17 protein-coding genes and 1 other RNA gene are annotated in these 21,095 nt (G+C 46.5%); 12 read left to right on the top strand and 6 right to left on the bottom strand.

The genetic code is table 11. The features are described 5' to 3' along the window. Positions 1-135: 135 nt before the first annotated feature. A complete protein-coding gene (locus B5D42_RS15850) occupies positions 136-954 on the bottom strand; it encodes a hypothetical protein (protein WP_078832506.1) in 819 nt (272 codons plus the stop codon). A 30-nt stretch (positions 955-984) separates the two neighbouring features. Continuing rightward, entirely contained in the window at positions 985-1,554 is a 570-nt protein-coding gene (locus tag B5D42_RS15845; protein ID WP_078832505.1) for a helix-turn-helix domain-containing protein, read from the bottom strand. Between the two features lie 88 nt (positions 1,555-1,642). Between B5D42_RS15845 and rnpB the strand changes: the two genes are divergently transcribed. From rnpB to B5D42_RS15830, 3 genes are all read left to right on the top strand, one after another. Beyond that, an RNA gene (rnpB, locus tag B5D42_RS15840) (RNase P RNA component class A) lies at positions 1,643-1,989 on the top strand. Between the two features lie 253 nt (positions 1,990-2,242). Continuing rightward, positions 2,243-3,338, top strand: a protein-coding gene (gene prfB / locus B5D42_RS15835) for a peptide chain release factor 2 (RefSeq protein ID WP_139367205.1) whose coding sequence is annotated in 2 segments (ribosomal slippage) — positions 2,243-2,302 and positions 2,304-3,338 — 1,095 coding nt in all. Because the reading frame shifts where the segments join, the coding sequence is not laid out codon by codon here. Positions 3,339-3,344: 6 nt separating this feature from the next. Next, complete coding sequence (locus B5D42_RS15830; RefSeq protein ID WP_078832504.1) at positions 3,345-4,322, top strand: ABC transporter ATP-binding protein; 978 nt, start codon at positions 3,345-3,347, stop codon at positions 4,320-4,322. Between the two features lie 6 nt (positions 4,323-4,328). Here B5D42_RS15830 and B5D42_RS15825 read toward each other — a convergent pair whose 3' ends face one another. After that, positions 4,329-5,222, bottom strand: a complete 894-nt coding sequence (locus B5D42_RS15825) for a pirin family protein (RefSeq protein WP_078832503.1) — start codon at positions 5,220-5,222, stop codon at positions 4,329-4,331. Between the two features lie 146 nt (positions 5,223-5,368). Between B5D42_RS15825 and B5D42_RS15820 the strand changes: the two genes are divergently transcribed. Beyond that, entirely contained in the window at positions 5,369-6,247 is an 879-nt protein-coding gene (locus B5D42_RS15820; RefSeq protein ID WP_176113041.1) for a phosphatase PAP2 family protein, read from the top strand. Between the two features lie 14 nt (positions 6,248-6,261). Continuing rightward, positions 6,262-6,702: a hypothetical protein gene (locus B5D42_RS15815; RefSeq protein ID WP_078832501.1), complete on the top strand. Its 441-nt coding sequence runs from the start codon at positions 6,262-6,264 to the stop codon at positions 6,700-6,702. A gap of 232 nt (positions 6,703-6,934) precedes the next feature. On the opposite strand, the gene B5D42_RS15810 is transcribed toward B5D42_RS15815, so the two are convergent. Further along, positions 6,935-8,050, bottom strand: coding sequence for a glycoside hydrolase family 18 protein (locus tag B5D42_RS15810; protein WP_078832500.1), 1,116 nt, complete (start codon positions 8,048-8,050; stop codon positions 6,935-6,937). 486 nt (positions 8,051-8,536) lie between these two features. Between B5D42_RS15810 and bglX the strand changes: the two genes are divergently transcribed. From bglX to B5D42_RS15795, 3 genes are all read left to right on the top strand, one after another. Further along, positions 8,537-10,777 (top strand): beta-glucosidase BglX, encoded by a 2,241-nt coding sequence (gene bglX, locus B5D42_RS15805; RefSeq protein ID WP_078832499.1) that lies wholly within the window; start codon positions 8,537-8,539, stop codon positions 10,775-10,777. Positions 10,778-10,788: 11 nt separating this feature from the next. Continuing rightward, positions 10,789-12,213, top strand: a complete 1,425-nt coding sequence (locus tag B5D42_RS15800; protein WP_078832515.1) for a glycoside hydrolase family 30 protein — start codon at positions 10,789-10,791, stop codon at positions 12,211-12,213. A gap of 77 nt (positions 12,214-12,290) precedes the next feature. Continuing rightward, positions 12,291-14,975: a glycoside hydrolase family 2 TIM barrel-domain containing protein gene (locus B5D42_RS15795; protein ID WP_078832498.1), complete on the top strand. Its 2,685-nt coding sequence runs from the start codon at positions 12,291-12,293 to the stop codon at positions 14,973-14,975. 5 nt (positions 14,976-14,980) lie between these two features. Here the strand turns inward: B5D42_RS15795 and B5D42_RS15790 are convergent, their stop codons facing one another. Beyond that, complete coding sequence (locus B5D42_RS15790; RefSeq protein ID WP_078832497.1) at positions 14,981-15,418, bottom strand: response regulator; 438 nt, start codon at positions 15,416-15,418, stop codon at positions 14,981-14,983. Positions 15,419-15,616: 198 nt separating this feature from the next. On the opposite strand from B5D42_RS15790, the gene B5D42_RS15785 reads away from it, so the two are divergent. Continuing rightward, positions 15,617-15,982 (top strand): hypothetical protein, encoded by a 366-nt coding sequence (locus tag B5D42_RS15785; RefSeq protein ID WP_078832496.1) that lies wholly within the window; start codon positions 15,617-15,619, stop codon positions 15,980-15,982. Positions 15,983-15,988: 6 nt separating this feature from the next. Here B5D42_RS15785 and B5D42_RS15780 read toward each other — a convergent pair whose 3' ends face one another. Beyond that, positions 15,989-16,270 carry a hypothetical protein gene (locus tag B5D42_RS15780; RefSeq protein WP_078832495.1) on the bottom strand — a complete coding sequence of 94 codons (282 nt, stop codon included), beginning with the start codon at positions 16,268-16,270 and terminating at the stop codon, positions 15,989-15,991. 99 nt (positions 16,271-16,369) lie between these two features. Between B5D42_RS15780 and B5D42_RS15775 the strand changes: the two genes are divergently transcribed. The 3 genes from B5D42_RS15775 to B5D42_RS15765 are packed head-to-tail and all read left to right on the top strand — an operon-like array spanning position 16,370 to position 21,094. Then, entirely contained in the window at positions 16,370-17,128 is a 759-nt protein-coding gene (locus B5D42_RS15775; protein WP_139367203.1) for a hypothetical protein, read from the top strand. Positions 17,129-17,142: 14 nt separating this feature from the next. After that, entirely contained in the window at positions 17,143-19,932 is a 2,790-nt protein-coding gene (locus B5D42_RS15770) for a TonB-dependent receptor (protein ID WP_078832493.1), read from the top strand. 10 nt (positions 19,933-19,942) lie between these two features. Beyond that, positions 19,943-21,094 carry a DUF4249 domain-containing protein gene (locus B5D42_RS15765; protein WP_078832492.1) on the top strand — a complete coding sequence of 384 codons (1,152 nt, stop codon included), beginning with the start codon at positions 19,943-19,945 and terminating at the stop codon, positions 21,092-21,094. Position 21,095: the final 1 nt, after the last annotated feature.

Below are 21,095 nucleotides of genomic sequence, written 5' to 3'. Positions count from 1 at the left end.
CCCTCACCCCATCCTCACTTCGCCCTCACCCCATCCTCACTTCGCCCTCACCCCATCCTCACTTCGCCCTCACCCCATCCTCACTTCGCCCTCACTCCATCCTCACTTCGCCCTCACTCCATCCTCACTTCGCCCTCACCCCGCCTTCACCATCCCCCACAACCCCTTCTTCAAATCCATCACCACCACACGTTCCAGGAAAATATAATTGCCCAGCATGCCCATGATGCCGAGTTTACGCATAGGTTCCTGTTGTGCCTGGCTTACACCGGAAAACCAGCTGATCTTTTTCAGGGGGATCGTTTTGCCGGCGAGGGTAACACTGTCGTTGCTGGGGTAAGTATAGGAAGTGAGAACCTGATTCCAGGATTGAGCCCGGCTGCTGATTGCAGAACTGTTTGCAACGCTTTTCTGTACTGCTGTTGCTGAGTCTGTGATCAGTGAATAAGCGCTTGAGCCGGTATCGAAGATCAGCACCCCTTGTTTACCGAACAATTTAGCAGGAAATAAGATGCGGCCCTGCTGGAAATACATTGGGTGCATGCTGATGTTAAATGTTGCCGGCAGCGTATTTGTAAACACCAGTTTCCGGTTCGGATAATCGATCACAAGGATTTTGTCTTTGAAAAGGTCGGTTCCGATAGTTCCGATGATATTACTTTCGGCCATTTTTTTCACAGGAATGGCTTTTGGCTGAAAGAGGTAACCATGGAACTGCAGCGGGTAGTTGTGCATACTGTCGCCGGTAATTCCCAATGCCGCATTTGTATAAATCATGCTTACCGGTGAGCCGAGATCGAACTGCATATAATAAGCTTTGCCGGAGTTTTTAACCGTTACCGGAACCAGGATTGCCTCGTAGTTGCCGCTCCAGGAAAAAGAGAGCGTATCCTGTGCAACAAGGCTGAAAATGTTTATGCAGGAGATGATCAGCAGGAGAATTAATCGCTTCATTTTTTTGATTGCAACATACTCATGCGCCGGTTACAAAACCGGGGAATGCGCCCGACTTTTACCCGACATTATCCTGACATGATCCCTGACAAGCCTGATTCCATTGAGTAAGTACATAACCCCCGCTACAAGTAAATAGGAGATCTGTCCGTCTGAATGATGAAAGAAATGTTTCCTGAAAAGATTATAAGCGAGAGTCAGGAGCATGGAGCTATGCAGTAAGATCATCCAGTAGATCTGCCCCCGCACGATCTTTTTGCCTGCTGCTGTTTTATGTTTTTTCAAGAGGTGCAAGGGAATGAGTATATGAAAAAAGGGCAGTACCAGGTAACTGAAGCAGGAGAGGTTCAGCCACTCAAGTGAATCATCTGTGTTTTCAGCAGCTGCCGTGTTGGGCGTAACAGAAGCAGGGGCCGATGGAACTGTCAGCATTTCTGGCGCCATGCCAAGGGCTTCCCCCAGTTTCCGGAGTGTATATGCGCGGGGAACACTGGAACCGCTCTCCAGCCGCTGAATGGTTCGTACGGTGAGGCCGCTTTTCTCTGCAACTTCTTCCTGCGTTAGTCCTGCAGCTTTCCTCAATTCGGTTAAACGGTTCATGCGGGGCAAAAATAACTGAAACTCTTTTGTTGTGCCTGTATTTCCGGCAGGTTGTCCCGTCAGTTTTCAATTCCTTACCTTTGCAATACTACAAACCCGAGCTATCGTGACGTTATTACGTTAAGGAAAGTCCGGACAGCACAGGGCAACCCACCGGTGAACAGCCGGCTTCCCGTGTAACAGCGGGAAAGAGAAAGTGCCACAGAAAATAACTACCCGGCAACGGGAAAAGGTGAAAATGTGAGGTAAGAGCTCACGTTCTGCCCTGGTAACAGGGTGGAAGGGTAAACCTTGGGTGCTGTAATGCCATGTATAGGAACGTTTGAAGGCGGCCCGTCTGAGTTCCAGGGTAGGCAGCAAGATCGTAACAGTAATGTTGCGGCCAGATAAATGATAGTTTAGAAACAGAATCCGGCTTACGAGGTTTGTAGTCTTTTCCGCAGACGTCTCCCGAAGGGGACTCTGCGCAACATGTTGTTACTATTTGCAGGCATGATTTAAAACCCAAACATCAGCCCCTTATTCATCACATCATCTTTCGCAGACGTCTCCCGAAGGGGACTCTGCGATGGGCACACCGTTGCTCTATCGCTCAGGCAACCTCTTCTTTGCACCAACTTTTTCTGAGAGTGCATAAAGCCCTGTAAACAACGCCGCACCGCAATTCCCGTTTCCTTATATTTGCACCATGACACAAGAGCAGATTAAAGATATGAGGGACCGTTTAGTTGTCCTGAGGAGGTTTCTTTGACGTTGCGAACCGCACATACAAAGTAGAAACAGACCGGCAGCTTTCCCTCTCGCCTGGTTTCTGGGATGATAATACCAGGGCCACGGCCATCATGAAAGAAATCAAAGTAAACGAATACTGGCTGAAACTCTATAAGCAGGTAGAAACTGCTGTGGAAGATTTTGCAGTACTGTTTGATTTCTGGAAAGGCGGTGACGCCACGGAAGAAGAAACCCGTGCCGCGTACCAGCTTGCCATAGAAAAGATCGAAGAAGCCGAATTCAAAAGCACGCTCAATAAACCGGAAGACGAATTACCTGCGATCCTCCAGATCAACCCTGGTGCCGGTGGTACCGAAAGCCAGGACTGGGCGCAGATACTGATGCGCATGTACCTTATGTACGGCGAAAAACAGGGCTGGAAAGTAACCGAACTCGATCTGCAGGAAGGTGACGGCGCCGGTATCAAAAGCGCAACCCTCCAATTCGATGGTGATTTCGCCTACGGATTCCTGAAAGCAGAAAGCGGCGTACACAGGCTCGTACGGATCTCTCCGTTCGACAGTAATGCGAGAAGGCATACTTCCTTTGCATCGGTATTCGTTTACCCGCTGATCGATGACAGTATCGAGATCAACGTTAACCCTGGCGACCTGGAATGGGCTTTTTACCGCAGTGGTGGCAGTGGCGGCCAGAACGTGAACAAAGTAGAAACAGCCGTGCGACTGAAACACATTCCAAGCGGCTTTATCGTAGAATGCCAGCAGGCACGTACCCAGGGCGAAAACCGTGAACTGGCGCTGAAAATGCTGAAAAGCCGTTTATACGAGGAAGAACTGCGCAAACGCCAGGAAGCTATGAACGCCACGAATGCCAACAAGAAAAAAATAGAGTGGGGCAGCCAGATCCGCAGCTACGTATTCCATCCTTATAAAATGATCAAAGATCACCGTACCGATTATGAAGTTGGAAACGTTGGCCCGGTAATGGATGGTGAACTGGATGGATTTATCAAAGCTTACCTGATGCAGGAGAAAGACCAGCCTGCAGAATAAACGCTAATGGACTTCTTACAGCTATCCGGCATATATAAAAAAGACACCAATGGCTTTTCTCTCGGTCCTGTAGATCTTGTACAGGAACGGGGCAGGCATATGGCCATAGCAGGAGAAACCGGTTCGGGTAAAAGTACTTTGCTGAAGGTCATTGCCGGTCTTGTGCAGCCTGCTGCAGGAAGCGTAATGTTCGAAGGTGTAAAAGTGAAAGGACCGGATGAACAGTTGATTCCGGGACATCCGGGTATTGCCTATTTATCGCAGCATTTTGAACTGCCTAATTTTTTAAGAGTAGAACAGGTGCTGGAATATGCCAATCATCTTGCGGAAGAAGAAGCCGGAGAAATTTACAATATCTGCCGGATCACACATTTATTCAGGAGGCGCACAGATCAGCTATCCGGTGGTGAAAAACAACGCATCGCCATTGCGCGGTTGCTGATCGGTTCTCCGAAACTGCTTTTGCTGGATGAGCCTTATTCCAATCTGGATCTCATTCACCAGGATATACTGAAAGCCGTGATCCACGATATCGGCAGCCGTTTAAATATTACCTGCATCATGGTATCGCATACTGCCTCCGACATGCTGGCCTGGGCTGCGTCCATTGTTGTGATCAGGAACGGGCTGATCGTACAGCAGGATACACCAAAGGGTATTTATTACCGGCCTGCGGATACTTATGTCGCAGGATTGTTCGGTCATTATAATCTTCTTACACCAGAACTCGCGCAGCTACTTACAGGAATAAAAGCGGACGATAGCATTATGATCCGCCCTGAGCATATACAATTGTCGCCTGCTGCCACAGATCAAGAGTCCGCTGCAATTGTCACTGATGTTGCTTTTTACGGAAGCGATTGTGAGTTAACGCTCTCCTGGCAAGGTATCAGTCTGCTCGCACGTGCTGCTGCAGGACTTGTACAACGCGGAGATCGTTTTGCTGTTTCCGTTCAGCCGGACCATGCCTGGCCCATCTCGTGATACAACTTATTTCATCTTAAGATTGGAAGGTTCGGGTGGCAAAGGAATAAAAGTTGTTTCACCAGGCACCGGATCGAAAGCCTGGTCGCGCCAGCGTTGTTTCGCATTTTCAATATGCTGATGATCCGTAGCTACGAAATTCCAGTAGATCAGTCTTTCTTCCGGAAAAGGTTCTCCGCCAAACAGGTAAACCGTAGTACCGGCCTGCATCCTGAACTTACATAGTTTACTGTCTTTGGCAACAAGCAATTCTTTTGGGCCGTAAGTATGTCCATCCTCTTCAATAGCACCTTCCAGTATATATAACCCGGCTTCTCCGTACAGATCCGTTCCGATCGCAACATCGCCGGCTTCGCGGCTTTTGATCTCAAGCATATATAAAGGACTGAAAACAGGAACCGGCGATTCCTTATCAAAGAGCTTTCCTGCGATCAGTTTAAAATGGAGTGGACCTTCTGTCCATGCAGGCAGTTCGTTTTCATCTGCATGCGCAAAAGAAGGGTTCATGTCTTCCAGTTCTTTGGGTAAGGCTACCCAGATCTGCAGACCATGCATTACTTTATCAGAATGGCGCAGGTGATCAGGTGTACGTTCGGAATGTACAATGCCTTTTCCGGCAGTCATCCAGTTTACCTGGCCGGGTTTGATCTCGATGGCTGTTCCGAGACTGTCGCGGTGCATGATATTTCCTTCAAACAGGTAAGTGAGTGTAGAAAGGCCGATATGCGGATGCGGCGGAATATCAACATGCTGTCTGTCGTTCATTTTTGCGGGGCCCATATGATCGATGAAAATGAACGGCCCAACCATTCTTTTTCCTTTGAAAGGCAGCAGCCTGCCCACCATGAAATTGCCGATATCACGCGGCCTTTCTTCTATAATAAGGTTGATGTTAGACATAACTGACAGGATTGATTGTGAATAACAGGAGCAAATTACTGCTTTCAGCAGAAGAATCCCTGGCAGGTTTAAAAATCGGGTATATATTCCTAACGCAATAGTGCTGCTGATGTTCGTACATTAGCATTCTGAAATTATAAATGTGTATGAGGAAACTGGTGCTGATCCTGTGTTCATTCCTGTTGCTTGTTACAGCGCAGGCGCAAAGGGATACGATCAACAGGGTTTATAATGTAAAAACCAAATACGAGCTGCCAGCGGGTGGAGCCTGTATTATATTGTCGAGCCTGGGATTCGCAAAGCTTCAGAAAGTTTCAGCCATGACGATGGATGAAGTGCTGAATCTGAATCCTGATGATGTGAACGCATTCGACAGGCCGGTTATTTTCAAGGACCCGGCCGGTTTTAAAAGTGCGGAAAAAACATCGAACCTGTTCCTGAACATTTCCATAGCAGCGCCAGCTTTATTCGCATTGGATAAAAAGATCAGGAAAGACTGGCTGGATCTGCTGGGGATGTACCTGGTTACACATGCGGTAGACAATGCATTGTATTTTGTAGGAACGTACTCGGTAAGAAGGCCTCGTCCGCTTACTTATAATACTTCGCTGGATATTAAAGAAAGATATGGTGAAGGGAAGAGCAATTCTTTTTACAGCGGTCATGTGGGGTTTAGTTCGGCGGCTACTTTTTTTGCAGCAAAAGTGTACACGGATTATCACCAGATCAAAGGCTGGAAACGTATGGCCTTTTATGCAGCCGCAGCTGTACCGCCGGCGCTGGTTGGTTATTTCAGGATGCAGGCCGCCAGGCATTTTAAAACCGATGTGCTTGTAGGCTTTATCTCAGGTGCTGCTTCCGGCATACTGGTGCCGGAACTTCATCGCATCAAAAAGAAATATGACCAGGTATCCCTGGCGCCCTACTATGTACCCGGAGCAGCGGGTATCACGGTAGGTGTTGGTATCGGCGGGCCGAAAAAAACAAGATTGTTCAATACTGCCGTTGAAAAAATAATGGAATAAATATACCAGATTGTATGAAAAAAATATTGACGGGTATCTGCCTGTTGCTGTCAGCGGCAATATTCGCACAACAGCCAGCGGTAAAAGATAGTATGCCGGAACTGATCAGGGGAAGTTTTATGGATGATTATAAGATCCGGTATGTTATTTCCGACACGGTGTTTACACAATTACCTTCCTCAAAATATTATATCCTCGAACATAACAGCAAAGAGCAATACCTGATCACAAGGAATGGCTCCGGTAATAAAACCGATGCAGGCCTGTATACCCGGATCGATTACATGCAATTCTCCGGAATGGAGCCTTTTCACTGGGGCTTTTGCTTAACCGTATATAAAGCGGCAAGTGCCGAAGAAGCAGCAAAAGCAACACCTGCAGACCGGCAAAATCCCCGCAAAGGCTGTAACGGGTTTCCTTTCTCAAGAATGAAGAGGGTGGATGCCAACCAATAGCAGGTTGCTGATTGGAGGATTGCGGTGAGTGTATTCAGCAGGACAACAAAACTATACCCCCATAACAGATCACAACTTATAATTGTTGTCATACAAGGGAAGGAAAGTCGTCATACAGTGGGAAGAAAAGCCGTCATACAGGGGAAGGAAAGTTGCCATAGAGGAAATGAGAGTTGCCATACAGTGGAAAGGAAATTCGTTTTTGAATAACCTTTCAAAGGTCTAGAGCATATCAGCGAAAAGAACGATAAATGGTATTGAGCAGATAGCCCTTAGGGTCTGAGCTGTATTCCCAGAACATCACACCGCCCATAGCTTGCTTTTTCACATAACTGCATTTTAATTTAACCGACCGTTCATTGTCGTATGAGATGAATTTCTTTTCGGCGGTATTCAGCAGATAAGGTGCTTTGGCTTTCTTGTCCCAATAGGTTTTATAACCTTTCCTGTTTTCAAGACTGTCTTTGATCAGAGAAAAACCGCCTGCACGAAAAGAACCGGTCACTTTTTGTTGTAATCCTTTCTGGTCCGTTGTTTCCAGTTGCCAGCCACGGCCGTAAAAGGCAATTCCCATCACCAGTTTTCCTGCCGGTACTCCTGCGGCTTTGTACGCTTCTATCGCTTTTTCAGCAGAATTGGCAGTATTGCTGTAAGCAGGTGCATACAGATTGGTATGATGCGCAGAAAGTCTGCCGCCACCATAATCGTAAGTCATAAGGTTGATATAATCCAGGTATTGCTGCACTTTTCCCATTTCCGTATGATCTATAAAGGAATTAAAACCACCTACCGCTGCAGTCAACTGGTAATATCGTTTTGTTTCTGATTGCAGTTTATCCAGTTCCTGCCTGAGTGCGGCCATCAGCAATGTAAAATTTCCCTTGTCTTCCGGCCGGAATATATGCCCCGCATCACCCCGCATTCCCGGGTACTCCCAATCAATATCGATACCGTCTAAGCCATTAGTTGCTATAATATGAACAGCACTTGCTGCAAAAGCCTGCCTTGAACTATCGGTCAGCGCCGCGTCTGAAAAATTCCTGCTCCACGACCAGCCACCAATGGAGATCATGATCCTGAGATCGGGGTTGATCTGTTTCAGCAGGTTCAGTTTACGGAAATTAACCGTATCCGTGCGTTCGTTACGCAGCCATGCACGGTTATCCTTAACGTCAACAAATGCATAATTGATATGCGTAAGTTTTCCGGCATCGATATTCTCTGTTTTTACCAGGCCACTGTATCCGGCAACATAACCGATCACAACAGGTTTGGGTTTTGCTGACAGGATACCCGCCTGTGCCTGGATGCATAACAGCAGCAATGAATAAAAAAGTAAGGTTCTCATATGCTGTAATATACTGTCATTTAGTCTTAATTAATTTGCAGCGTCTACTATTCCACTTCCGCATAATGCCTTTTGCATAACAATTGTTAGTATTCAGTGCTGCTTTATTGGTAGAAAAACAGCACTGCTGTGAAGTGTATAATGAATAGCACAATTAAGATCAATAAATGACCGGTTTTCTAAAATGTAGTAGTTATGATCGTCATAATTAATTGATTATCAATTTATAATTTTTTTCTTGTAGTGGTTTTGATGTATCTGAAAATTTGGTTTCACGCAGTTTGATTTGTCAATTTGTTGCATTGAATCAAAATGAATCACGTTATGATGAAAAGTCTGTGCCGATTATTCTTACTCACCACTTTACAAAAGATTGCAATCATATTCCTTCATTATTTCCATATGGTTTCAAAGCGACAAGCTGTCTGAAAATCAAAACTGAAAAATCATCAATCCGATTATATCCAACCTGCCAATTGAAAATGTATGACCCGATATTCTGTATGGTTAGTTAGCTGCACCCTGCTATGCCAGGTTGTTACTGCACAAGTGACATCGAGCAAAACCCCGGATGCAACAGATAAAAAAGTAGCGGCATTGCTTGCAAAGATGACGCTGGAAGAAAAAATAGGCCAGCTGAACCAGTACACTGGCGACCGTATTACGGCAACCGGGCCGCTCGGTAAACCTATTGATAAAGTGCAGCAGGTCCGCGAAGGTAAAATCGGCTCCCTCTTAAATGTAAAAGGAGTTGCCGAAACCCGCAAAATGCAGGAAGCTGCTATGGAATCCCGGTTGAAGATCCCGCTGCTGTTCGGCCTTGATGTGATCCATGGTTATAAAGTAACGTTTCCCATTCCGCTGGCTGAAGCTGCCAGCTGGGATCTCGCTGCCATTGAAAATGCAGCACGGATTGCCGGTAAGGAAGCTGCTGCTGCCGGTTTACACTGGACTTTTGCGCCGATGGTAGATATCAGTCGCGATCCGCGCTGGGGCCGTGTTATGGAAGGTGCCGGCGAAGACCCTTATCTCGGGTCGCTGATTGCAAAAGCACGTGTTAAAGGATTCCAGGGCGCCGGGCTGGGCGACACGGCAGCCGTGATGGCCTGCGTAAAACATTTCGCTGCATATGGTGCCGCTATTGCAGGACGTGATTATAATACGGTAGATATGAGCCCCAGGCTGCTCTGGGAAGTATACCTGCCTCCATTCAAAGCTGCACTGGATGCCGGAGCCGCAACTTTTATGAATTCGTTCAACGAACTGAACGGCGTGCCGGCCACTGCCAGCAGTTACCTGCAGCGCGATATCCTGAAAGGTAAATGGAATTTTAAGGGCTTTGTGGTGAGCGACTGGAATTCCATCGGTGAAATGGTGCCGCATGGTTTTGCCGCGGACAGGGCCGATGCTGCCAGGCTTGCTATTACAGCGGGAAGTGATATGGATATGGAAAGCCATAGCTATATCGATCACCTGCAAAAGCTCGTAACCGATAAAAAAGTAAGTATCGCACTGATCGATGATGCCGTTAGCCGGATCCTCAGGAAAAAATTCGAACTGGGATTATTCGACGATCCTTTCCGTTTCAGCAATGAAGCACGCGAAAAGAAAATAGTGAACGCTCCGGAACACAAGGCTGCGGCACGGGATATGGCAAGAAAAAGTATCGTGCTGCTAAAAAATGAGAACGGTTTATTGCCGCTCTCTACGGATAAGAAAATAGCAGTGATCGGGCCGCTGGCCAAATCGAAAACGGATATGAAAGGTTTCTGGTCTGTGAAATGGAACGATGAAGACGAACTCGTATCACTTTATGAAGGACTTGAAGCCCGTGTTGGTAAAGATGCTTTACTGTATGCGAAAGGCTGCGGTATCAAAGATTCCTCACGCGCAGGTTTTGATGAAGCAGTTGCTACAGCCGCCAAGGCAGATATAGTAGTGTTAGCCGTTGGTGAAACTTTTGATATGAGCGGTGAAGCAAAAAGCCGTGCAAATATTCACCTGCCCGGCATCCAGGAAGAACTGGTGAAGGCTTTGCATGCAACCGGTAAGCCAGTGGTTGTACTGGTAATGGCCGGCCGGCCGTTGATCTTCAACTGGACCGCCGATCATGCACCTGCTATTGTATACACCTGGTGGCTGGGTACAGAAGCCGGCCATGCCATGGCTGATGTGCTCTTCGGGAACTATAATCCTTCCGGCAAACTCCCGATGAGTTTTCCCCGCTCGGAAGGCCAGATCCCGGTTTATTACAATTATAACAATACCGGCAGACCCTCTTCAAACGATAAGGACATCAACTATCGTTCTGCCTATATCGATATGCCGAACAGTCCGCGTTATGCGTTCGGCTACGGATTGAGCTATACCGGTTTCAAGTATGATGCCCTGAACCTGAGCACGGAAAAACTGCAGAGAAAAGATCCTTTGCAGGTAAGTTTTACGCTGACCAATACTGGCAAATATGCAGGCGAGGAAGTGGTTCAGCTTTATATACGCGATATGGTGGCCAGTGTAGTGAGACCGGTGAAGGAACTGAAAGGATTTCAGAAAATAATGCTCCGGCCGGGTGAATCAAAAACGATCTCATTCAGACTAACCGAAGCTGATCTTTCCTTTTACAATAACGACCTGAAAAAAATAACCGAAGCCGGCACATTTAAACTGATGATCGGAAGCGCTTCCAATGATATCAGACTTGAAAAATCTTTTGAACTGATCAATTAAAATCCTGTATGATGAAAAGAACATTCGTAACCATTCTTGCCGCAGCCTGCGGGCTTGCTGTTACAGCTCAGAATAAAAAAGTGCAGGTGTATACCACTGCGCAGGAATCATCCCGGCATATCGCTAAAACTGCCGAGCTGAATTTTACCGAGTTCAGGCAACCGCTGGAAACGGAACCTTGTGTATTTATTGATCCCGCTAATAAATTCCAGTCTTTTACCGGCATTGGCGGAGCACTGACCGATGCGGCAGCGGAAACGTTCGCAAAACTGCCTGCGAATAAGCAGAAAGAATTTCTCACGGCTTATTTCGATGCAGACAAAGGCATTGGTTTTACCATTGCACGTACCAATATCCATAGCTGCGATTTCTCGAGCGGCAGTTATACTTATGTTGCGGATAATGATAAAGAGCTGAAATCGTTCAGCATTGCACATGATCAGCAGTACCGGATCCCCTTTATCAAACAGGCTATTGCTGCGGCAGGAGGCAAACTGCCGCTGTATGCGAGCCCATGGAGTCCGCCGGCCTGGATGAAAGACAATAACAGCATGCTGCAGGGCGGTAAACTCAAAGCTGAATACAGGCAGAGCTGGGCTGATTATTATATTAAGTTCATACGGGCATACGAGGCCGCTGGGATACCTGTATGGGGCTTGTCTGTACAGAACGAACCGATGGCGAAGCAGAGATGGGAGTCCTGCATTTTTTCTGCGGAAGAAGAGCGCGATTTCATCAAACAATACCTCGGGCCAACGTTGCATAAAGCAGGCATGGCCAATAAAAAACTCATCGCATGGGATCATAACCGCGACCTGCTTTACCAGCGGGCAAGTGTGATCCTGAACGATAAAGATGCTGCGAAATATGTATGGGGAATCGGCTTTCACTGGTACGAGACCTGGACGGGCGGCCCGATGCAGTTCGATAACCTGAGGCTTGTGAACCAGGCTTTTCCCGATAAGAACCTGATCTTTACGGAAGGCTGTAAGGAGAAATTCAGCATGGACAGTGTTTATAACTGGTCGCTCGGCGAACGTTATGGTAATTCCATGATCAACGATTTCAATAACGGAACCGTTGCATGGACCGACTGGAACATATTACTCGATGAAAAAGGCGGCCCGAATCATGTGGGCAATTTCTGTTTCGCTCCTGTACATGCAGATACAAGAACCGGTGAACTGATCTATACCAATGCTTATTATTACATGGGCCATTTTTCAAAATTCATCCGCCCGGGCGCTAAACGGATCGCTGCTTCGTCGAGCCGCGCGCAACTGCAGACAACGGCTTTCCAGAATACGGATGGCAGTATTGCGGTAGTAGTAATGAATACAACGGATAAAAAAATAGCCTACAGGTTATGGCTGGATGGCAAAGCTGCCCTGACAGAGAGCCTGCCACATTCCATCGTTACGCTTGTTGTGCGGTAAAATGGAAATGATAACAGGTGACCATTACATTTGCAGTGTTCCTGCGCGGGTAGGGGAATGGTAAAACAGATAGATCAATGAAGCTGATTAAAGCAATGCTCAGCCTGCTTTTGCTTTGCTGCCTGCTACAACTGGCAGCCCAGGAGCAGGCAAGGATAATAACACCGTTGAACAATGCCTGGCATTTTATGGCCGGAGCTGATACAGATCCGTTGAATGGTAAACCCGGTCAATGGAAACAGGTAAACCTGCCGCATACCTGGAATATTGCAGATGTAATGGATGATACGCCCGGTTATTACCGCGGCATCGGCTGGTATAAAAAAAGCATCAGCATACCTTCGTCGTACCGTAATAAAGACGTATACCTTTTTTTCGAAGGTGCCAACCAGGAAACGGAAGTGTTTGTGAACGGGAAGAAAGCCGGCAATCATACCGGTGGCTATTCCGCTTTCGCAATAGCTGTTAATAACCTGCTGCAGTTCAATGATAAAGACAACCGCAACGAAATACTGGTAAAAGTAAATAACAGCCACGATCCTTCCATCCCGCCGCTTTCTGCCGACTTTACCTTTTTTGGCGGCATCTACAGGGAATTAACGCTGGTGGCGATGAACCGAATTCATTTCAATAATGAGGATCATGGTTCTGCCGGCGTTTTTATAACCACTCCTTATGTAAACACATCCAACGCTGTTTTACGCATTCACGGAAACCTGATCAGCAGGGAAAATACGGATCGTAATATCTTATTATCCGTAAAACTACGCAACAGGGAAGGCAAGGTTATTGTTACTGCAGATACTTTGCTGAAAGTAAAAGACGGCATTACAGCATTCAGCAAACAACTCGACAGTATCCGTCAGCCACACTTGTGGACACCCGAAGATCCTTACCTCTATACCGTAACCACTACCTTAAAAGATGCCGCTTCAGGGAAATTGTTAGACGAGTTGCAGGAGCAAACCGGTTTCCGGTGGTTCCGTTTCGATGCAGAGAAAGGATTTTTCCTGAATGGGAAACCGTATAAACTTGTAGGGGCCAGTCGCCACCAGGACAGGGAAGGCATGGGCAATGCGGTCAGCAAAAAACTGGCACGGGAAGATATGAAACTGCTGAAAGCGATGGGCGGTAATTTCCTGCGTGTGGCGCATTATCCGCAGGATCCGGCGGTATTGAAAGCCTGTGATGAACTGGGGCTGCTGGCGTCAGTAGAAATTCCTGTAGTAAATGAGATCACTGAATCCGAAGCTTTTTATGAGAATTGTATGATGATGCAGACAGAAATGATCCGGCAGCATTACAATCATCCGAGTGTGATCATCTGGTGTTATATGAATGAGATCCTGCTGCGTCCGCACTATAACGGCGACAAGCCGAAACAGGATATTTATTTTGCCAATATCACAAGGCTGGCGCAAAGGCTCGACAGTATTACAAGAGCGGAAGATCCATACCGCTATACAATGATTGCCAATCATGGAGATTTCAATAAGTATAATGTTACCGGTTTAACACGCATCCCCATGCTGGTAGGCTGGAACCTTTATTCCGGCTGGTATGGCGGTACTTTAAAAGATTTTGGTTCCTTTCTGGACAGACATCGCAAAGAACTGACGGATAAGCCGCTGCTGGTAACGGAATACGGTGCAGATGCGGATCCGCGTATCAGGAGCATGAAACCTGTACGGTTCGATAAAAGTGTTGAATATACCACGGCCTTCCACCAGCATTACCTTACTGAAATGATGAAGCGTCCGTTCGTGGCCGCTGCTGTGGTATGGAACCTGGCCGATTTCAATTCTGAAACAAGGGAAGAAACAATGCCGCATATCAATAATAAAGGCTTACTTACCTGGAACCGTAAAGCGAAGGATCCTTATTATTATTACCAGGCGAGCCTGTTAAAGACACCATTCATCCGGATCATGTCAGATTCCTGGCTTACGAGAAGCGGCATTGCAGACAGTGCAACAGCCACATGCATACAACCCGTGCAGGTAGCTTCCAACCTCGATTCGGTAAGGCTGACTGTAAACGGGCAACCCTTCCTTCTGCAGAAAAATGACAGCATTATCGTTTCATGGAATGTACCTTTTATCAATGGCGACAATCATATTACCGCAACCGGTTACAGGAACGGAAGGCAATATGAAGACAGGCTTACTGTTCATTTCCGTCTACAGCCTTATCTTCTGAAAGATAAACGTATTCCTTTCAGGGAAATCAATATTCTTCTCGGCGCCAACCGTTATTATATTGACGAAAAACGTAAACAGGCCTGGCTCCCTGATCAGCTTTACCGTCCGGGAAGCTGGGGTTCCGTCGGTGGCAAACCTTTCAGGATAGAAGGTAATACCAGGCTGCCTTACGGAACGGATAAAAATATTACCGGAACAGACGATGATCCTGTTTACCAGACACAACTTACCGGTATTAAAGAATATAAGCTGGATGTTGCGGACGGCAATTATGAACTTACACTCCATTTTGCAGAATTACAGGGTAGTGTAGCCGGTAACCTTGCTTATAATCTTTCAGAAACAACAGGAAAGCAGGAAAGAATGGCGCGTGTCTTCGATGTTTATGTAAATGGCAAGCTGTTTCTTGAGCATTTTGATCTTGCGGGGCAGTATGGAATAGCAAAAGCAGTTGCTAAAAAATGGAAGGGGCAGGTGAGAGGAAGCAAAGGCTTAACGATCAGTTTCAGGGCTGTAACAGGAGAACCTGTGCTGAATGCACTGCAGCTGAGAAAATTATAATTATCTCAGCGTATAGCACTGACAGGATCAGGTAATCTTTTCCGGTCAATACAATAAAGGATATCGCCCGCAATAGTAATGGCCTCGCTGTCTCTGAACGGTTTGAGCAAACAACCTGATGCACCGATCTCCAGCAACCTGGTTTTCTTATCGCTTGTCATCTGGGAAGAATAGACCAGTACAGGTATGGATGCAAATGCCGGGTCATTTTTCAAGGCTTTCAGGATACATTCACCGCTCATGGATGGCATATAATAATCGAGCAGTATAAAATCGGGATACGAAGATCTGTCTGTCCGGATCAGGTTCAGCCATTTCAGGAAGAGACGGCCATCTTCAAAGAAGCGGCTCCCGCTGACACCATGCTGCATGAATGCCTGTATCATTGTATACCGGTCATCCGCGTCGTCATCAACGATGACGAACTGGTTAATGGTTTTCATAGCAATATGTTTAGTCTTTAAACATTTGCACAGGGCAGTATGCAGCGGGTATATTCAAGGTACTGCTTTCATCCGGTATTTACAATATTTCCCCGTGATATTATAGACAAATATTTTAATCTGAAGTTGATGGTTGAACATAGAGTCCGGATAAGCTGGTTTTGCTGGTATGGAGTATATTCAACTATCTTCGTGTGCATGAAAAAGATCATCTTACTGGCAGGTATTTTAGTTGTATCGGCGATCGGCGTTTCTGCCCAGACCAAAATAAAACTGGAAGAAGTAAAGCAGCATATCGGCGATTCGGTGAATGTCTGCGGAAAAGTATTCGGAACCCGTTTCCTGGAGAATTCGAACGGTAAGCCCACACTGATCAATATCGGTGGCACTTATCCCAATGAACTGCTCACCGTGGTGATCTATGGCCCAAACCGTGAAAAGTTCAGCGGCAAGCCTGAAGAGATCTATAATGCAAAAGATATTTGCGTAACCGGTAAGATAGTTGAATATAAAGGTAAACCTCAGATCGTGGTTAACCGGCCCGAACAGATCAGTATACCGTAACCGTATTTAATACCTGTCTTTATACTGCCAGATCACCGACAACGCTTTAGAGAAATCGATCATGTGTTGCCGGATGGCGCGTTGGTTGCTTGCATCTTCACGGATCAGCGGAATAAAAATTTCCAGTTCTGTTGCAAGTTTGTGTGCAAATGTATAAGATCTGAGCGTCTGTAAAACCTCTTCTATCCTTTGTGTGGCATAGCTTTCAAGACGTAGCAGGTGCGGAGGTTCCGCGAAGTCGCGCCGGATTTCTGCCAGCCTTTGCACGTCTTCATTTTTTATTTTCATACCACAAAAATACTGAACTGTCTTTTTACGTGTATGAAAAGCAAGTATACTAATGCTTGTTATTTCATAAAATATTAACTTCCCATTCCAAATTTTGTTATGTCCCCAAAACTGACTTTGCCAGGGGCAACGCTTATCATAGTCATGATATCCGGTTGCCTGCGGAGCTACGCGCAACAACCAGCTGCCGACCCGGCCGCGGTCTACAATGCTGTTCAGCTATATCACAAAGCCCTGAACCCGGAAACAGGCCTGTATAATGGCAGCCAATACCTCGATTATACTTTTAAATTGAAAGAAGGCATTCCTTTTTTCAGGTCAGCCACATTTACAGAAGGTGCTATCATGTACGATGGTGTTTTGTACGAAAAAGTACCCATGCTGCTGGACCTGGTGATCGGCAGCGTGATCATCAAAGACCCCGCGGCTATCTTCTGGATCCAGCTCATCAATGAAAAAGTAAGCTGGTTCACTATTGGTGAAAACAGTTTCGTGAAAATTGTGGCGGACAGCCTTTCCGGCAACTCTATTATGCGTACAGGTTTCTACCAGGAACTGTATAAAGGAAAGCTGACCATGCTGAAGCGTCATACCAAGACCGTACAGGAAAAGATTGACCAGCTGGATGGCGTGCAACGTTATATAGACGACAGCAGGTCATACTATATAAAAAAGGACGAACAGTATTATGCCGTTAATTCCAAGGCAACTTTACTGAAAGTACTGAAGGATAAAAAAAGTGAGATCAGCCAATATATACGTAAACAAAAACTTGATCTGCGTAACGACAAGGACCATGCATTTGCTGCTGTTGCAGCCTATTATGATGGACTTGTAAGCGGCGCAGTTCAGCCTTGAGCCTACTAACCCACATGAAACAGATTTCAAAGGTTTTATTGTTTGCCTGCTGCCTGTTGATTTCTTTCAATGCATTGAAAGGACAGGAAACAGGGAAATTACCGCTGATCAGCGGTAATTATATACTGCTGCCGGCAGAGCAGTTCCTGCTGGATCTGCAGAAGCAGACAGGATACCGTTTTTATTTCGATACAACTCATCTGGATAGCCTGCGTGTGAACGGTTCATTCCGCGACCAGCCGCTGAATGCGGTACTCGACCAGGTCTTTGAAGGAACAGGTATTGGCCATGCGATCAGCATCGGGAGCAAACGGGTCTTCATCAGCAAAGGGCTGCAGGTAAAAACATCGTTGCCGGACGACTTCTTCGGTGTACAGGGACAGGCTCCGAAAGATGTGGCTGCTACAGAGCAGACACTGACAGATTACGTGGATGGCAACCAGAAAACACCGGCGGCTACGCTTGAAAACAAACTATATGTAATAGGCGACAAGCTGGCTGCAGGAAGCGGAGGTAATGTTACCATTGCCGGTTACCTGCACGATATCAAAACGGGAGAGCCGGTGATCGGCGCATCTATTTATATCGATAAGCCCAGGATAAATGCGATTACAGACCAGTTCGGTTATTATTCGCTGATTGTGCCTAAAGGCCGTCATACATTGAATATCCAGAGCCTGAATATGAAAGACACACGCCGCCAGGTGATGATTTACCAGGATGGCAAGCTGAACATCGACCTGTACAGCCAGGTTACGGCGCTCAAACATGTAGTGGTGTCTTCAGAAAAGACCAACGCCGTACGGAACATGCAGATGGGCGTACAGAAAATCGATATCAAAGCGATCAAGCAGGTGCCGGTTGTATTTGGTGAGGCAGATGTGCTGCGTGTGGTGCTGACCCTGCCCGGTGTTAAATCCGTTGGCGAGGCAAGCACGGGACTGAATGTACGCGGTGGATCTGCAGACCAGAACCTGATCCTCTTTAACGATGCAACCATTTTTAATCCAGCGCATTTCTTCGGTATGTTCTCCGCTTTCAACCCTGAAGTGGTGAAAGATGTGCAGCTCTACAAAAGCGGTATTCCCGCGAAATATGGCGGCAGGCTTTCTTCCGTGCTGGAGATCAACAGCAGGGAGGGGAATAAAAAGAATTTTACGGGTTCTGCAGGTATCGGTCTGCTCACCAGCCGCGTGAATATTGAAGGCCCGATCGTAAAGGACAAGACCTCCTTCATTTTTGGTGGCCGCACCACTTATGCCAACTGGCTGCTGAATCTCCTGCCTGAGGAGTATAAACACAGCAAAGCGTCTTTCTACGACCTCAACCTCAACATCACCCATGAGATCAATAAAAAGAACAGCCTTTACCTGACCACTTACATGAGCCGCGACAGGTTTAACCTGAACAATGACACCAGCTATAACTACAGCAACAGGAACGTTTCACTGAAATGGAAGCATACGTTCAACAACAAGTGGTTTATGATCCTGGCGGGTGGTTATGATTTTTATGAATATGGCATCGGAAGCACCCGTAATAAGATCAATGCTTATAAAATGGGATTTGATCTGAGCCAGAGCTATTTTAAAGCCCATGTTAATTATTTCGCCAATGCCAAACAGACGATTGAATTTGGTGTGAATGCCGTACGCTACGAACTGCATCCCGGTTCATTCAAGCCGGATGGCGCACAATCGCTGGTGGCGCCGGTGATCATGCCTTCGGAGCAAGCCCTGGAAAGCGCCGTTTATTTATCCGATAAATATGCATTCTCACCTGAATTTTCGGTGGAAGCCGGACTTCGTTATTCAGTATATACTTTCCTGGGCCCGCAGTCGGTAAACAATTACCTGCCGGGAGTTCCGAAAACAGAAAGCACATTAACGGGAACAACGTTGTACGATAAAGGAAAAGGAATCAAAACTTACCATGGCGGTGAAGTAAGACTTTCTGCACGTTATGCATTCAATAATGTAATGTCAATAAAAGCAGGTTATAACAGCCAGCGCCAATATGTACACATGTTATCGAATACGGCAGCGATGGCACCTACCGATATCTGGAAACTCAGCGATCCGAATATCAGGCCGCAATACGGCGACCAGTTCTCTGTAGGTTTATACCGCAACTTCAAATCGAACACGATCGAAACCTCAGTTGAAGTTTACTACAAACGCATCAAAGATTATCTCGATTACAAGAGCGGCGCACAGCTGGTGCTGAACCCGCATATTGAAACGGACGTGATGAATACGGAAGGTAAAGCGTATGGCGTTGAGCTGATGATTAAGAAAACGGCAGGTAAATTCAACGGCTGGTTCAGCTATACCTGGTCACGTACTTTACTGCAGATGAACGATCCGGCTGTTGGTACGCCGATCAATAACGGGAAATGGTATCCTGCCAATTATGATAAACCGCATGATCTAACGTTTGTGGGCAACTACCGCATCTCGCACCGGTTCAGTATTTCACTGAATACGAGTTACAGTACCGGCAGGCCGATCACATTACCGATCGCACGTTTCTATTATGCAGGATCGGAGCGGACCCTGTATTCAGACCGGAACATGTACCGGATCCCGGATTATTTCAGAACGGATTTCTCTATGAATATCGAGGGCAACCATAAAGTGCATCAGCTCACCCATAACTCCTGGACCATCGGCGTATACAATCTGACAGGCCGTAAGAATCCTTACTCTGTCTATTATGTATCCGAGAACGGGGTTGTGAATGGCTATAAATTATCCATATTCGGAAATGCAATTCCTTATGTGAATTTTAATATCAGGTTTTAATTTGAAATATATGAGAATTATAATAGGTATACTGGCAGTGATATTGCTTGCCGGCTGTAAGGAAAAATACACGCCTAAGCTGAATAATGCAACCACAGCCTACCTGGTAGTGGAAGGATTCATCAACAGCAGCGGCGGCGCTTCTACGTTTGTGCTTACCCGTACCACTCGTCTTACAGATCCGGGCAAGATCGTATATGAACGCGGGGCAATGGTGAAGATCACGAGTGAGCTTGGGAAGGTATACCCGTTAACGGAAACAAGTCCGGGAACTTACACCTCTGCCGCACTGACACTGGATAAAAACGACCGCTACCGTTTAAGTATACAGGCAGGAGGGAAGGAGTATCTGTCTGATTATTCCAAAATGCGTAATACGCCTGCTATCGACAGTGTGAGCTGGCAGCTCGAGAACAATGGGCTGCAGTTATACGTAAACACGCACGATCCGAAAGACAGCACCCGTTATTATCAATGGAAACATGAGCAGACCTGGGAATTTCATTCATCTTACACCACCAGCCTGAAATATTCCTATGATAACCAGAATAATATTACGGGTGTTACTTACAGGCTTCCTTCACGTTCGGCGGATATGAGCGTGTATCGCTGCTGGCAGAGCGAAAAGCTCCAAAGCATTTCTATCGGCTCATCTGAAAAGTTATCCAAAGATGTAATACATGCACCGCTCATCCAGATACCAAAGAACAGCTGGAAAGTGAGTGTGTTGTATTCTGTATTGGTGAAGCAATATGCACTCAGCCGTGAAGCATACAAATTCTTCGAAGAAATGAAAAGGAATACAGAACAGCTGGGCTCCATTTTCGATGCCCAGCCTTCAGCCAATACCGGGAATCTCCGTTGTGTTACCAAACCGGATGAAGTAGTGATCGGGTTTGTGGAAGTAAGTGAAGAGAAGGAAAAAAGGCTCTTCATCAGTGCAGCACAATTGCCGGCTGACTGGGCTTATGTGCAACCCTGTGAAGCAATACAGGTAAAGCCCAATAATATAGATACGATCCGGAGTATGGCCGGTTATTTGCCTACCGACCCTGTTGACTACGCACCCAGCGGTGCTATTGTGACACTGGGCTTCGGAACACCTTCCTGTATCGATTGCACTTTGCGGGGCACAAATGTTAAACCTTCTTTCTGGCCTTAAT

This window comes from Sediminibacterium ginsengisoli, assembly GCF_900167075.1.
GTDB classification, from domain to species: domain Bacteria; phylum Bacteroidota; class Bacteroidia; order Chitinophagales; family Chitinophagaceae; genus Sediminibacterium; species Sediminibacterium ginsengisoli.
Note: the sequence above shows the minus strand (reverse complement) of the source record. Positions and strands in the feature narration are given on the sequence as shown.